Genomic DNA, 12,834 nt, shown 5'->3' with positions numbered 1-12,834 from the left:
CTTATTTGAGGCCTTTCACATTATTCGCATTAATTTCTAGCCCATGTTTTTTTGCAACTTCAGCGATTCGTTCATAGCGACTTAACTTCTCTACTTCAGCTTGTAATTCTTGATTTTCTTTTTGCTGCTGTACAATTTTTTCTTCTATCGTCGCTGCTTCTACATTAACTTGATAAAGGCCTGCTTTATTTCCAATAAACGCGACACAGGCATACAATAAAAAGCCAATAAACGCTACATACAACAGTTTTTCGATTCTTGTAATTTTCGCTTTAACCTTCGGCTTAGCCATCTGCTGTGGGGGCGTTTGAATTTGCACCTCTTCTTGCGCTTGTTGTTTGTACTTTACAGCTAAATTAGTCATACCTCTCTCTCCCTTTTATCGTTTTTCAGCGATTCTCAACTTCGCAGAACGCGCACGATTATTTTCTTCTAGCTCTATATCAGAAGGTAAAATCGGTTTTCTTGTAATAAGCTTTAATTTCGGCTTAAATTCATCAGGAATAATCGGTAATCCTGGCGGCAATTGTGGCGTTGTACTATTTCGCTTAAACGTTGTTTTACAAATACGATCTTCTAATGAATGGAATGTTATAACACTAACCCTTCCACCTGGCTTAACCATCTCAATAGCAGATTCCAATGCTTCTTCAAATACTTTTAATTCATCATTTACAGCTATACGAATTGCCTGAAACACTCGCTTAGCAGGATGCCCACCCGTTCTACGAGCAGGAGCCGGAATACCTTCTTTAATTAGCTCTACTAATTCTCCTGTCGTTTCAATAGCTTTATTCTCACGATAAGCTTCAATTTTTCTTGCAATTTGTTTTGAAAATTTCTCTTCACCGTATTGGAAGAAAATCCTTACAAGTTGTTCATATGACCAGCTATTTACAACATCGTACGCTGTTAATGGGGCATCTTGATCCATCCGCATATCTAGCGGTGCATCATGATGATAACTAAAGCCTCGTTCTGGTGTATCTAATTGTGGGGATGAAACACCTAAATCAAATAAAATACCGTCTACTTCTGTTATACCTATTTCCTGCAGTTTTTCAGCTAAATAACGGAAGTTACTCTTTACTGTTATAAACTGTTCACCGTATGAAGAGAACTTTTCTTTCGCGTTTTGAATCGCTATCTCATCTTGATCAAACGCTATTAATTTTCCACCTTCAGTTAATTGGGATAATAAATAAGAACTATGTCCTCCTCCCCCCAGTGTACAATCTACATATGTACCATCTGGCTTTATATTTAAGCCGTCTACTGTTTCCTTTAAAAGCACTGTTACGTGTTTAAACATTGTTGCACCTACTCTTTTTCCAATTAATTATGTTGAATGTATCCCTTCCTCTAAACACATATTTCACGCTTAGAGAATGAAATAATACGAAAGAACGACTCATTTAACTTACCAACAAAGGCAACATACTATACAAATCGCTATTTTCTTTTATTATATACTAAATTTTATCATCTTTTGCGGGAATTTAAATAAAAAACTGTCGAAAAAGCGAATAATACGTTTACATTTTGTGCTATTTTGTCATATATTTAAGTATCCAACACAATTGCCATATTTAACACTTTTTGATTGATAATTCAGAAAAAATCACTTCACAGTAAATTCAACGGAATAAAAATAAAATCCTGCTCCAAAGAGCAAGATTTTATAGTTTTATAACATGATGTTTTCCGTCCCAAGAAAAAGAGTTTTCAATTACACGATCAACGAAATCCAAACCAAACTGATTTAAATAATAACATACATTCCACACACGTTCTTGCGGTGCACCTAATGGACGAAGTGCGAATTGTATACGGCGGAATTTATTTAGCTGAACCTCATACTTTTTCTCAACATTTCTTTTCAACATTCTTTCCAGCAGTTCAATTTGTTCATTAATTTTCAATTCGTTTTTCCCTGCAAACGCACCTAACCCTGGCTCTATTTTCTTTACAAATTGCTGTAAAGATGTATGAATATCAGCAATTTCTTTTTTCGCCTTTTCAAAATGATCATCAATCGGTTCCTCTATTTGATTAGACAACCAGTTTTTACGCAGTTTATCGACATCATTTAAAAACGGATCAATTTCTCTCAATTGCAGATCAAATAAATCTGTCGCTATATCTCTCTCCACATAAGTAATTGTAAGACGAGGAACGACAGGTGGCATTTGAAAACCGACAGTATGGAATACTTGTTGTAATTCACTCCAATAAGCTAATTCCCCTGGACCTCCAATAAATGCAAGCGTAGGAAATACATACTCTTGCATAAGAGGACGTGTTACAACATTATTACTAAAACGTGCCGGATTTCTCTCCATCTCTTCAATCAACTCTTCGTATGAAAAGGAATGCGCCCCATCCTTTCCAACAAACTTACCTTGATGCTCTTCAAGCAATACTCGTTCATTATCTATTTCCATGAATATATGCACTGCATGAGACTTCGTTTCAATAATCGGTTTGTATCCTAGTTCTTTAATTACTTCCTGCTGATTACGAAGGCCCTCTTGTACCTCTTTATACTTACTTATAATTCGCTTGAAAAATGGAATTTCTAACTTTCTTAATTCAGGATGATGTGAATCAACAAGGATTAAACCAGAATTAGCAAAGATTTTCGTAATAAGATGAGCAAAGAAATCTACATACGTATTCGATTTTTTCAAAGCATCATCAACAAATTTTAATACATCTTTTGTAAAATTTGTTTCTGGGTATGTTTTAAAAATCTCTTCAATCCAATTTCTACAATCTTCAACAGAAAGTTCAGACTCAGAAGCACTTGCCTTTTTCGGATTACGGTCATAAAAAATAGTTTTTTTCATCTTTTTATTTTTCGCTACAAAAGTATGATTAATCTCATCCATATCATGGTCTTCACCCGCAATCCAGAAGACAGGGACAACTTTAACTCCTAAACTTTCTTCCTTTTCCTTTGCAAGCTGTAAAATTGAAATAACTTTATGAATTGTATAAAGCGGTCCAGTTAATAACCCCGCTTGTTGTCCAGCTATAACAACATATGTATTTTCATCTCCAAGCGCTTTTACATTTTGAAGTGTAGATTCTCCCGCTTGTAATTTTGTATTATATTCTAATAAATGCGCTACTAAATCTTGGCGGAAAAACTCCCTTTCACGCAAATCATGTAAACGTTGTTTAAAAGCATCTTCTGTTAACATATAATCAAAACATGACTGTATCTCTTTTTTACCGTTCATATAGTCCGCTACAATACCTCGTTGCGGAACAGAGATTTCTTTTATCTCCATATAATTCTTCCTTTCGTATCCAGTTCTCTCACCAATCCACATTGTAGTCAATGTTTCACGTAAAAGCAAAGAATAACACTTATACTCTTGTTTCTAAACCTTTTATTGCATCGAACAAAAATTGAAGTGTCGGAACTGGTCGTTGCTGTTTCTTAGCTTCTTCTAATACATATCCAACAATCGCATTAATTTCCGTCTGTCTACTCGCTCTTACATCCGCTAGCATAGAAGATGTATTACGAGACGTTCCTTCACACACATTTCGTACCATTTGCCATACCATTTCTTTTTCTCCTCTAATAAGAAATGCTGCCTCCTGAAACACTTGCTCCATCATTTGATAAAAAAAACGATTCGTGATTAATTCACCATTCTTAACTCCCAATAGTGCTGTCAACGGATTGATACATACATTTACTACTAATTTTTTATGCATAATCTCTTCCCAATCTGTTTCTATTTGAACTGGAAAATAAGCAACAGGAAAATAATTGAATATTTTTTTAAAATGTATAGATTGACCACAAACCACTCCAAATTTTGTTATCCCTATCCCAGTATGATGAACGATATGCCCTCCCTCTTTTTTCGCACCATGTTCTACAATACCAACAGCTATATTTTTACTCCCTATGTTCAGCATCTTTTGAAGATGCGACATTCCGTTTTGCAAAAAGATTAATGATGATGCCCCTTCCACAAACGGTAGTACGTCATCTATATGATATTGCTTCACAGCAATAAATATATAATCTAAATTTTGCGCTACCATACTTTCTATCGGTAAAACAGATGGATATACTGTTTCACATCTTCCATCTCTAATACAAGTTACACCTGTTTCATTTAATTCTTCAGCTTGCTTAGCTGTTCTTGTAAACAACGTAACATCTTGGTTATTTTTTTGTAAATAAAATGTATACAATAGACCAATAGCACCCGGTCCGACAATTCCAATTTTCATTTTCACACAAGGAATTCACACTAAGTGCCCTTGCCTTCCCCCCTTTATATCTTTTTAAAGCACCTGAGCACGCCCTATAATTCCGCTGTCCTCTGCCCAACAAATATAATCTCATTTTTCACTATGTATGTACCACCTATTAATACGCTTCTACTCTTAGTTTAGCAAATCCTCAAAAAAATAAAAAAAGAAATATACTATCTTCTTCATAAAAATAAAAAAATGAGTTATACTATTATTATAAATATTTTTACTTTTCTGCATTCAACGAGACAAGAAAAGGATGTGATGTAATGGGATTCCCAAAAGTTGAGCGCTTGCTCATCAATTATAAAACGTTAGATGAATTCAAGAAATTTAAAGGGTGCGGAGCCCAGGAACTATCTATGCTGGAAGAATTACAAGCAAACATTATTGAAAACGACAGTGAATCTCCATTTTACGGTATTTATTATGGCGGATCACTAATCGCACGTATGAGTCTATATATGAAAAGAAACGGCGGAGAACCATTCGAAATTACAGGTCCCTACCTAGAACTTTATAAACTTGAAGTATTACCAACTTTTCAAAAACAAGGATTCGGGCAAATGCTTGTAAATCATGCGAAACAAATGCAATTTCCTATTAAAACGATAGCACGTATTCATTCAGCTGGTTTTTGGGATAAATTAAATTTCAACCCCGTATCAGTAACTGATGGAGATTTTTATATTTGGCATCCAGAAGCAAATTTGAATGCGGTTACAAACGAAGAATCCGCTTAAGAAATAAAAAAACAGCTGTATAACAGCTGTTTTTTATTTCTTAAGCTTCTCTAACTTCTCATTCGAGCGAGCATTGTTTCTTTCCGCTACCATTACACTTCTTTTTTGATCGATATAATCAAGTAATGTTCTATACTCTTCTTCGTATACTGATAATCGCTCCAGAAGACGCTCTCTTTCTGTTTGTAATGATTCAACTTGTTGTTGCAACACCGTTAAAGAGTTTTCATCTTTATAATTTTGCAAGAAATCAATAACATCATTCAACGTAATTGACGTAGGTTCTAACACCTTTGTCTCTTTCACTTCATAATGTTCTACTTTACGAAGTTGCTTTGCTTCCTCAATACGTTCTTTATATTGCTTTCTTACGTAAGAATTCCATCTAAACCCACATGCTGCTGGTGTACGAGATAAATTTTTTCCCACTTCCTTAAAGGCAGAAAGTTGTGTTCCACCTTCTCGAATATGCCGGAGTACTACTTCTGCCAGAAGCAAATCTTCATCATCAGTCCAAGCATCTTGTCTTGTTGTCGCCATCTCTCTAGTCCTCCCTATGCATTTTTTATTAAGCATATGCAGTTACTAGAAAAGATAGAATACAACAACTAAAGATTAAGACAAAAAAAAATAAACGCAGAAGATATCTTCTGCGTTTATTTTCCCGCAATTACTTGCTGATTACTTCTTTACCTTTGTAAGTACCGCATGCTTTACATACACGGTGAGCTAATTTCGCTTCACCACAGCTTGGGCACTCTACCATACCAGGTACTGATAATTTGAAATGCGTACGACGCTTTCTTTTTACTGTTTTAGAAGTTCTTCTAAAAGGTACAGCCATTCTTCCCACCTCCTTAAAAGAAATAGTTATTTTCATATGAAGGCCTGAACCAGTCTTCCGATTATTTGTCAAAAAACTTTGCAAGTCCTGCCAATCTTGGATCAACAGTCTTTTCTTTGTCTTCTTCCGAAATCACTTGCCAGTCTTGACCTTGCGTCGGTGCTCCACCAGAAACATCATCACTGAAAATTTGCATTGGAATCTCCAAAAGTATATTTTCCTTGATTACGGGCAGTAAGTCAAGTACTTCTCCTTCTAAAGAATGAATTTCAGCTTCAGTTTCAAATTCTTCTTGTGAAGTTTGGAACACCTCAGTTGTTTTAATGTCAAATGGTAATGTCACATCTACTAAAGAGCGAGAACATGGTAAAACCATGCTTCCAGTTATATGTAGATGAAACGTAAACTTACCGGAGCCAAAATCAACTCTTCCCGTTACATGAACAGGATTAATTTCACGAATATCTTTCTCGACCTCTTTTAGCTCACTTACATCTACCATCTCATCCAATGTCAATCCTTTATTTCTCAATTTATTCAATTGATGGATGGACCATTTCATATCATATCACCTCAAGGCAACAAACAAAATTATAGCTAGCCATTTTATATTTGTCAATGTTTTTTCTTTACACCTCTAAAGATGCATTGTGTCCATTATGTGATAAAACGTGTGTTTTTGTCCAGCTATATTTTCTATTTTAGACAAAATGGACATAAAGTAAATAATAAATGTGGTACAAGTTGTGGTCAATGTGGTTTATGTGGTCAAAAGAGAGTGAGCATTTTTTTATGCCACTCTCTTCTTATATATATGTTCACTAATTTTTTCGGTCTGCTTTTTGACCACATCCACTCATCTTTAATATCCACGCTTTTTCTCTCTTTTATTTATTACCGACAAAATATGACACATATAACATATGCACATCTGTTATTCTTGATTTAACAATTATAAATTTTTACAGGAGGAAAATTATGCTTAAAAAAATATCGTTAGCTATCTTTGCTATTTTATTCACATTTACTTTATCATCTTGTTCTTCTAATAGCCCTACTGTATCAAAACACGCAAATAAGACTGAAGATGAAAATGTTCCAACGGAAGTTACGAGATTTGTTACTAATTTCAATAATATTTTAGATAAAAACGGTAGTTCTACGAACACAGCGAAACTTACTAAAAATTTAAAGATTGAAAAAGAGCAAGGATATCAAGATAAAACTTTATATGTCATTTCATTAATTGATCATCAAAATGTAAAAGGTGAAAACGTTGAATTAGGTAATATAAATAATTTCCGAGTTATTTTAGATGATAAACAAAAGGAAATAAAAAGAATTACTTATTTAGGTGATGACCCGAATGCATTCTTACTCTCACTTGAGTCGTTAAAAATCGATACCACTCAAGAGGTGAAAAACATGTTAGAAGATATCCGTATTAAAGTTGATCGCAAGGACCAAAAAGTAGAATCTGGAGCGATTACAAAAAAATATCAAGTTTCTTTTACTTACGACCCCAATAGTCCAACAGCATTGTTGAATTTCAGGTTCGAGAAAAATAATTAACTAAAAAAAGAGCTGAATTCACATTCTGCTCTTTTTTATTGGAACTCTGGTACAACATAGACTTTTATAAATACATCATGTTTCATTGCGAATTTTTCTAGTGTATTCTGCCTGTGTTCTGTCACTGTAAAAAAATGAATGATAGGTACTTTCCCATTGTATTTATTTTTATAATACGTTGTAAATTCACCGTATCTATTTATTTTCTCACTGTTAATATTCATCATTTGAGTCCGATCTATTTCAACAGCATTTAAAATTCCTTCTTCATCTCGGAATTTCACATCTGGAATAATTGTCTTCTTATTATCATTTACTTTATAACGTATAGGTGTTTCTATCTGCCAGTCATCTGGACAAAATAGATAGAGCCACGCTTCATTTCTCATAAGGCTGTGTGCTAATCGAATTGTTGGTACTATTTTTTCTGTATCATCGAATAGTGCACGCCCCTTTTTATTTAAGTAATATACATATTCTTTTTTATACACTGTGCTGTTAACAAACGAGCTTAAATCCTTTAATATCCGGTTTGCATTTCTTATGCCCCCTAAATCATGTATAGCCATTAAATGTCTACGTGTAGCAAATTTCAACTTTCTAATCGAGGTCAGAATCATCATCTGACGATTCAATTTGATGTGTGTTTGTATGTTCATGTTTCTCCACCTCATATTGTTTTAGTACATTCCACATCGTTTCATTAGAAATATAAGGCACTTGAATTTCTGTTAACCTATCCGTTTTAAACAAAGCGCGTCCAGGTATACTTTTAATCGATTCCAATCCACATTCATCTATAACCACTTGAGAAGCTGTCTGTGTTGGCAATCTAAACCCTAACTTCGCATCTGAATTTTGCTTAACTTGTCGCGGTAATGTGTCTCCAGTTGGATATTGTGTACAAAAAATCAATCTGAAGCCAAGCGCCCCGCCAATCCTTGCTATATAAGAAAGCATTCTCTGACAAGCAATTAACAACTTTTGCTGCTCTTTACTCATACTCTTATCTGGACAAAGCTCAGCACCTTCATCAACTATGATAAAATGTCGTTCTTTTATATTTGTTTCTACAACGTTTGTATAGTGCCATTCCTTCATATAGCACATTTTTTCTTCCATTTTTTCAAGAATTGTATTTAAAACTTGAAACGCTTGAATCGGCTTTTCTGCTATAGATTCAACTTGCTTTAAATTTTGATATGGCCCGAATTCTAATCCACCTTTTAAATCAACAATGTATAAATGAGTATGGTCTGATTGTGCTGTAATAAGAGATGTCATTACATTCTTTAGAAAAACGGTTTTCCCCATACGTGTCAAACCACCTAAAGTCATGTGTGGTGTTTTATCAAAATCATGATAAATTAATTCTTCTAAGCTTTGCCCTATAGGTACAAGCCATTTCCCTTGTTCAATTAATGTTTCGGACCATCTCCACTTATTAGGTATGTCTTTATGAAATACTCGAATGCTTAATTTATAATTATCGTAATGGATCCGAACAGGTTTGTTTAATCCCTCGCTTACAACGTCCTCAACCTTTTGAATAATTTTGCTTGGCATACCTACAGGTAAAGTGTAAATATAGGTTGTGCTGCGATCATCATCAATTTGTTTCTGAAACTTAGGATAATGCAACTTATCGTCCCTTTTAATAGCAATCCCACTCACCTCGAAAAAGACTTGAATCTTCTTTTTATCATCATCTTTTCGTTTAAACTTATCACTTACTAATGCATAAGTTAGTGCTGCCGTGGGAACCAGTAATAACTCCAACATAAACATTTCCCCCTTAAATATCCTATAAGGATATCATTGCACTATTTTGGAATATGACGGGACAACTCTTTCTTTATACCTTCTCTGTTGTCCCACCCTTCCATATTGTATTCCTTCATAGAAACATAACTAGAACATAACGTAGAAGGTATAAGAACGAGCCTGTGAGCGTTGTGTACAAAGTAATACGTGGAAGCCAATGAGGAACACTCTTCCCCATTTTTTCTGCTACCTTCATTGTAACTACTGACAAACCTGTTGCCGTCCAAATAACTACCGCTTCTCCTGCGAGTGTCATCCCTATTCCTCCTCTTCTTTTTCACGAAATATAATACCTTTTCTCGCAAGGACTACATCATAACAGTCCATTAGGATTTCCCAATTTAAAATGTCTTCTTCCTCACCGTATAGATCCTCTTCAATAACCTGGGATAAACTGAAATACCTTTTATATTCCTTGTTATTAAACACTTCATGATTTTTCATGTGATTCATAATTGATTCCGTTTCTGATCTTGATTTGGATTCGTTATACATTTGACGTAATTCTTTTGAAGGATGTAGATATGGAGTTGTATTCAAGTGGTTATACTGCCAACGCATGTAATCCTCTCCCCTCTTGATGTCCTTAGTTCCACTTGGTATTCCTCGTGGTCTTGATATAGGTATATGAACTAGAATGAAGGAATTTGCCTGTCCTACGAGAAAAAAATACAAAAGACAAACATAAAAGAGGTGGTAACATGAAAAGCCGTTTAAAAGAAATTTTAGATAACAGAGGAATAAAATATAGTTTTGTAGCAAAAAAAGCAAACATCGCAAGCTCGACGATGTCAGCTTTAGTTAAAGGTGGATTACCTACCTTACCTGTTGCATATCGAATAGCTAGAGTGTTGGATATGCGTTTAGAAGATATTTGGATTGAAGATGATTATGAGGACAAATAAAAAAGAGCCGCTCAACAACGGCTCTTTCTTTATAAAACTATTCTTTTATCATATTCAATTTATACTTGATAAACTTCGCAATACCATCCTTTATAATCTCTAAAATACCATGTGATAGCACCTAATTTATTACGGTCGTCAACAGGTTCACATTGCAGATAGAAAATACCATCTGCTTCATAAACTAAGTTGCCCTTCACTTTAAATTCAGCGAGTTTATCCATAATTTCTTGAGCTAAATTAACTCCTAATCCGCCTGATTTCATTGTCCATTTCATATTATTACCTCCACCTTTATATGCATTTTGTACCCTTTCAATGAAGCTATTCCATCGTCCTTCATCAAGCATACGATGAGGACAATACTTTCCACTCCATGATTGGTGTGTGCGAACTTTACTAATTGGAATATTGTACTGTTTCATTAGTTGAGCTACAACGATAGCTGCATTATCTTCTGCTTTGTAATATCGATCTCCACCACTTAGAGAGTAACAGATTTCAACTCCAATAGATTTACGATTTCCGTTACCGCCACCATCACCGCAATGCCAAGCGTTACGCTCTAAAGGAATTCCTTGTACAGCTTCTTTATCATCTACGGCAATATGAAACGATACTTGGTTATCATTGCGAATCATATAAGATACTTCATTTTCTGCTGTAGCATCGTTGTACGTATTGTGGACTGTAATGAATTCTGGATTCATTGTATACGGACACTTTGTACCATATTTACTTGGGTCAACTAATTTTTTTCTGATTTCCATTATTGAACATCTCCCTTTTTCTCTTCTTGTTTTTGTTTTCCACCTAAAATTTCAACTGCATTTGTTAATGCTGAAGGTAAGGGGATTCCCATACGACCAGCGTTTTCTAAAAGTGAAAGTAACTCATTGCCCATGAAGAAGAAAATAGTCGCTTCACGAATTGCGCTGTTACTTCCCAGTGCTGAATCTAGTTGAGCGGCCGCTCCAACCAAAAGAAAAAGCACCACCTTTTTGGCGATGCCTTTGAAACCAACTTTACTTTTTAATTCTCCGTTATATCCTGCTGCAATCATGCCAGTTAAATAATCAATAACTGCCATCGTCACTAAGATTTTCAATGTTGCATCCCATCCTCCCAAGAAATACCCACAGAAGCCACCAAACGTAGCTATAAATGCTTTCAGTAATACATCAATGCGATCCATCTTTTCCTCTCCTTTTTAAGCTGCAAAATAACTTGGGTCCATTCCAAATATTTCTGCAATATCTTCCTCACTTCTATCTTTCAAATAAGATTCAGTTGTGGAAATATCAGAATGATTAGCGAGTGATTTTAATTTTTCAAGCGGTACTCCTTGAACTTTTAAATTATCTAATCTGCTATGGCGGAAACAGTGAGGATTAATTTTATATTCCTTCCCTTCCTTTTCGTTCAGCATCTTAGCAAATATGTCGCACCAATAATTAAATACACTCTTGTTCAATCTTTTTCTCTCACCATTCTTATAAACACGCACAAACAAATCTGGAATTGTATCCTTACCTCGCTGATTTATATATAAACGAATGCATTTCTGCACCCGGTGATTGTAATATAATCTAAATTTCTTACCACGTTTTCCTCGTACCACATTTGTATAATAGTGTTCTGTTAACCCTTCTTTCTGAACCTGGTAAACCTCATTCTTTCTAGCTGCGCTGTAATAAGAAAGGGCCAAATACATTGCTAACATGTATTTTTCTTGCTCAAGTAATTCATCGATTAACCAATTAATCTGCTCCTCAGTTATAAAAGTGATATCTCGAATTGGATTCTTAGGTAAACCACGTACCCTTGAACCCACATTAAATTCATAATCATAGTCGTCATCATCCGCACAAAATTCTAATGCGGATCTTAACGCACTCATTAATCCATTTACACGAGCATTAGACATTTCCATCTCTTGAAAAATAATAGATAAATTCCGAATGTCTTTACGTGTTAGGTCAATAAGGTTTTTATTTTCGAAGTGTTGATGTATTAGAAACAAAATAATTCTCAAATCCCAACCATATTGTTTTAAAGTGCTTGCCGCTTTTCCTTGTGCTTTCTTTTCAATAAGAAAATCTTTGACTAGGTTTTTGTTTTCTTGGCTAACATACTTTTCATAAATTGCTTGGTCTACTATTCGTTTCACACTGATCATCTCCTCAAAATAAAAAGAGAAGCAAAATCGCTCCTCTTGATCTATGAATTGAATTTACTCAAAGCCGTATTTTGTGCAAAATAAAAAACAGCTTATGGCTGCTCCTACTCTGTTTGTATGTTATTTTCATTAGTTGGTGTTGGCGGTTCTTGAGATGGATAATTCCCTGTAAGCGATGTATAACACTCTAAACAAATATTCTTTTTCGCAAACCCCATATCCAGTGCGTACAGACGAGCTCCACGTTTACATATTTCGCATCTTGTTGCAATACGGAAATATATCGTTCCATCCGTTTCCCCCCACACCTCTACTTTATTAGCGCCATATAAACCGGCATTGTTTAGCATATCAAAAGGAATTCGCACAAATACTCCGTTTTCGTTTCTTTCTGAATCTACTAACCTCCCAGCAAATGGAGCGCCTTGCCCTGCTTGTAAGGGATAACCTTGTAAATCTTTGTAATCATTCATATATTTTCCT

General features: G+C 34.9%; 18 protein-coding genes. 3 read left to right on the top strand and 15 right to left on the bottom strand.

From position 1 onward, the window contains the following. Nucleotide 1: 1 nt before the first annotated feature. From ftsL to panE, 4 genes are all read right to left on the bottom strand, one after another. On the bottom strand, nt 2-364 hold the full coding sequence (ftsL, locus tag MKY38_RS02720; protein ID WP_000182804.1) for a cell division protein FtsL: 363 nt from the start codon (nt 362-364) through the stop codon (nt 2-4). A gap of 15 nt (nt 365-379) precedes the next feature. Beyond that, complete coding sequence (rsmH, locus tag MKY38_RS02715; RefSeq protein WP_000472514.1) at nt 380-1,312, bottom strand: 16S rRNA (cytosine(1402)-N(4))-methyltransferase RsmH; 933 nt, start codon at nt 1,310-1,312, stop codon at nt 380-382. Nucleotides 1,313-1,679: 367 nt separating this feature from the next. After that, nucleotides 1,680-3,296 (bottom strand): bacillithiol biosynthesis cysteine-adding enzyme BshC, encoded by a 1,617-nt coding sequence (bshC, locus tag MKY38_RS02710; RefSeq protein ID WP_341048010.1) that lies wholly within the window; start codon nt 3,294-3,296, stop codon nt 1,680-1,682. 79 nt (nt 3,297-3,375) lie between these two features. Beyond that, nucleotides 3,376-4,260: a 2-dehydropantoate 2-reductase gene (panE, locus tag MKY38_RS02705; RefSeq protein WP_065223017.1), complete on the bottom strand. Its 885-nt coding sequence runs from the start codon at nt 4,258-4,260 to the stop codon at nt 3,376-3,378. 293 nt (nt 4,261-4,553) lie between these two features. On the opposite strand from panE, the gene MKY38_RS02700 reads away from it, so the two are divergent. Next, on the top strand, nt 4,554-5,027 hold the full coding sequence (locus MKY38_RS02700) for an N-acetyltransferase (protein WP_000506692.1): 474 nt from the start codon (nt 4,554-4,556) through the stop codon (nt 5,025-5,027). A gap of 33 nt (nt 5,028-5,060) precedes the next feature. On the opposite strand, the gene MKY38_RS02695 is transcribed toward MKY38_RS02700, so the two are convergent. The 3 genes from MKY38_RS02695 to MKY38_RS02685 form a co-directional block, all read right to left on the bottom strand. After that, nucleotides 5,061-5,567: an RsfA family transcriptional regulator gene (locus MKY38_RS02695; protein ID WP_000246467.1), complete on the bottom strand. Its 507-nt coding sequence runs from the start codon at nt 5,565-5,567 to the stop codon at nt 5,061-5,063. Nucleotides 5,568-5,697: 130 nt separating this feature from the next. Next, nucleotides 5,698-5,871, bottom strand: a complete 174-nt coding sequence (gene rpmF / locus MKY38_RS02690) for a 50S ribosomal protein L32 (protein WP_001984764.1) — start codon at nt 5,869-5,871, stop codon at nt 5,698-5,700. A gap of 61 nt (nt 5,872-5,932) precedes the next feature. After that, the gene (locus tag MKY38_RS02685) at nt 5,933-6,433 is read right to left on the bottom strand and encodes a YceD family protein (RefSeq protein WP_000872149.1); all 501 of its coding nucleotides are present in this window, start codon (nt 6,431-6,433) and stop codon (nt 5,933-5,935) included. Nucleotides 6,434-6,849: 416 nt separating this feature from the next. On the opposite strand from MKY38_RS02685, the gene MKY38_RS02680 reads away from it, so the two are divergent. Continuing rightward, entirely contained in the window at nt 6,850-7,443 is a 594-nt protein-coding gene (locus MKY38_RS02680) for a hypothetical protein (protein ID WP_231009419.1), read from the top strand. A gap of 35 nt (nt 7,444-7,478) precedes the next feature. On the opposite strand, the gene MKY38_RS02675 is transcribed toward MKY38_RS02680, so the two are convergent. The 4 genes from MKY38_RS02675 to MKY38_RS02660 all read right to left on the bottom strand — a co-directional run bounded on the left by MKY38_RS02675 (nt 7,479) and on the right by MKY38_RS02660 (nt 9,828). Beyond that, nucleotides 7,479-8,102, bottom strand: coding sequence for a replication-relaxation family protein (locus MKY38_RS02675; protein ID WP_231009418.1), 624 nt, complete (start codon nt 8,100-8,102; stop codon nt 7,479-7,481). Beyond that, nucleotides 8,044-9,225, bottom strand: a complete 1,182-nt coding sequence (locus MKY38_RS02670; protein WP_086403007.1) for an FtsK/SpoIIIE domain-containing protein — start codon at nt 9,223-9,225, stop codon at nt 8,044-8,046. Before MKY38_RS02670 ends, MKY38_RS02675 begins: the two co-directional genes overlap by 59 nt. 115 nt (nt 9,226-9,340) lie before the next feature. After that, nucleotides 9,341-9,523: a hypothetical protein gene (locus tag MKY38_RS02665; protein WP_030022556.1), complete on the bottom strand. Its 183-nt coding sequence runs from the start codon at nt 9,521-9,523 to the stop codon at nt 9,341-9,343. 2 nt (nt 9,524-9,525) lie between these two features. Next, entirely contained in the window at nt 9,526-9,828 is a 303-nt protein-coding gene (locus MKY38_RS02660) for a hypothetical protein (protein ID WP_086403008.1), read from the bottom strand. Nucleotides 9,829-9,968: 140 nt separating this feature from the next. Between MKY38_RS02660 and MKY38_RS02655 the strand changes: the two genes are divergently transcribed. After that, a complete protein-coding gene (locus MKY38_RS02655; RefSeq protein WP_231009417.1) occupies nt 9,969-10,172 on the top strand; it encodes a helix-turn-helix transcriptional regulator in 204 nt (67 codons plus the stop codon). Between the two features lie 59 nt (nt 10,173-10,231). Here MKY38_RS02655 and MKY38_RS02650 read toward each other — a convergent pair whose 3' ends face one another. The 4 genes from MKY38_RS02650 to MKY38_RS02635 all read right to left on the bottom strand — a co-directional run bounded on the left by MKY38_RS02650 (nt 10,232) and on the right by MKY38_RS02635 (nt 12,824). After that, nucleotides 10,232-10,942: a peptidoglycan recognition protein family protein gene (locus MKY38_RS02650; RefSeq protein WP_231009416.1), complete on the bottom strand. Its 711-nt coding sequence runs from the start codon at nt 10,940-10,942 to the stop codon at nt 10,232-10,234. After that, nucleotides 10,942-11,367: a phage holin family protein gene (locus MKY38_RS02645; protein ID WP_000373869.1), complete on the bottom strand. Its 426-nt coding sequence runs from the start codon at nt 11,365-11,367 to the stop codon at nt 10,942-10,944. The genes MKY38_RS02650 and MKY38_RS02645 overlap by 1 nt, the downstream gene beginning before the upstream one ends. A gap of 15 nt (nt 11,368-11,382) precedes the next feature. Then, nucleotides 11,383-12,342, bottom strand: coding sequence for a tyrosine-type recombinase/integrase (locus tag MKY38_RS02640; protein ID WP_231009415.1), 960 nt, complete (start codon nt 12,340-12,342; stop codon nt 11,383-11,385). Between the two features lie 113 nt (nt 12,343-12,455). After that, entirely contained in the window at nt 12,456-12,824 is a 369-nt protein-coding gene (locus tag MKY38_RS02635; protein WP_341048000.1) for a hypothetical protein, read from the bottom strand. Nucleotides 12,825-12,834: the final 10 nt, after the last annotated feature.

The organism is Bacillus sp. FSL R5-0585, from assembly GCF_038004545.1.
In the GTDB taxonomy this organism is placed as follows: Bacteria; Bacillota; Bacilli; order Bacillales; family Bacillaceae_G; genus Bacillus_A; species Bacillus_A cereus.
Note: the sequence above shows the minus strand (reverse complement) of the source record. Positions and strands in the feature narration are given on the sequence as shown.

Bases quoted from the DNA above. Each gene is read 5' to 3' on its own strand.
- ftsL (WP_000182804.1), bottom strand. From the start codon at position 364: ATGACTAATTTAGCTGTAAAGTACAAACAACAAGCGCAAGAAGAGGTG.
- rsmH (WP_000472514.1), bottom strand. From the start codon at position 1,312: ATGTTTAAACACGTAACAGTGCTTTTAAAGGAAACAGTAGACGGCTTA.
- bshC (WP_341048010.1), bottom strand. From the start codon at position 3,296: ATGGAGATAAAAGAAATCTCTGTTCCGCAACGAGGTATTGTAGCGGAC.
- panE (WP_065223017.1), bottom strand. From the start codon at position 4,260: ATGAAAATTGGAATTGTCGGACCGGGTGCTATTGGTCTATTGTATACA.
- MKY38_RS02700 (WP_000506692.1), top strand. From the start codon at position 4,554: ATGGGATTCCCAAAAGTTGAGCGCTTGCTCATCAATTATAAAACGTTA.
- MKY38_RS02695 (WP_000246467.1), bottom strand. From the start codon at position 5,567: ATGGCGACAACAAGACAAGATGCTTGGACTGATGATGAAGATTTGCTT.
- rpmF (WP_001984764.1), bottom strand. From the start codon at position 5,871: ATGGCTGTACCTTTTAGAAGAACTTCTAAAACAGTAAAAAGAAAGCGT.
- MKY38_RS02685 (WP_000872149.1), bottom strand. From the start codon at position 6,433: ATGAAATGGTCCATCCATCAATTGAATAAATTGAGAAATAAAGGATTG.
- MKY38_RS02680 (WP_231009419.1), top strand. From the start codon at position 6,850: ATGCTTAAAAAAATATCGTTAGCTATCTTTGCTATTTTATTCACATTT.
- MKY38_RS02675 (WP_231009418.1), bottom strand. From the start codon at position 8,102: ATGAACATACAAACACACATCAAATTGAATCGTCAGATGATGATTCTG.
- MKY38_RS02670 (WP_086403007.1), bottom strand. From the start codon at position 9,225: ATGTTGGAGTTATTACTGGTTCCCACGGCAGCACTAACTTATGCATTA.
- MKY38_RS02665 (WP_030022556.1), bottom strand. From the start codon at position 9,523: ATGACACTCGCAGGAGAAGCGGTAGTTATTTGGACGGCAACAGGTTTG.
- MKY38_RS02660 (WP_086403008.1), bottom strand. From the start codon at position 9,828: ATGCGTTGGCAGTATAACCACTTGAATACAACTCCATATCTACATCCT.
- MKY38_RS02655 (WP_231009417.1), top strand. From the start codon at position 9,969: ATGAAAAGCCGTTTAAAAGAAATTTTAGATAACAGAGGAATAAAATAT.
- MKY38_RS02650 (WP_231009416.1), bottom strand. From the start codon at position 10,942: ATGGAAATCAGAAAAAAATTAGTTGACCCAAGTAAATATGGTACAAAG.
- MKY38_RS02645 (WP_000373869.1), bottom strand. From the start codon at position 11,367: ATGGATCGCATTGATGTATTACTGAAAGCATTTATAGCTACGTTTGGT.
- MKY38_RS02635 (WP_341048000.1), bottom strand. From the start codon at position 12,824: ATGAATGATTACAAAGATTTACAAGGTTATCCCTTACAAGCAGGGCAA.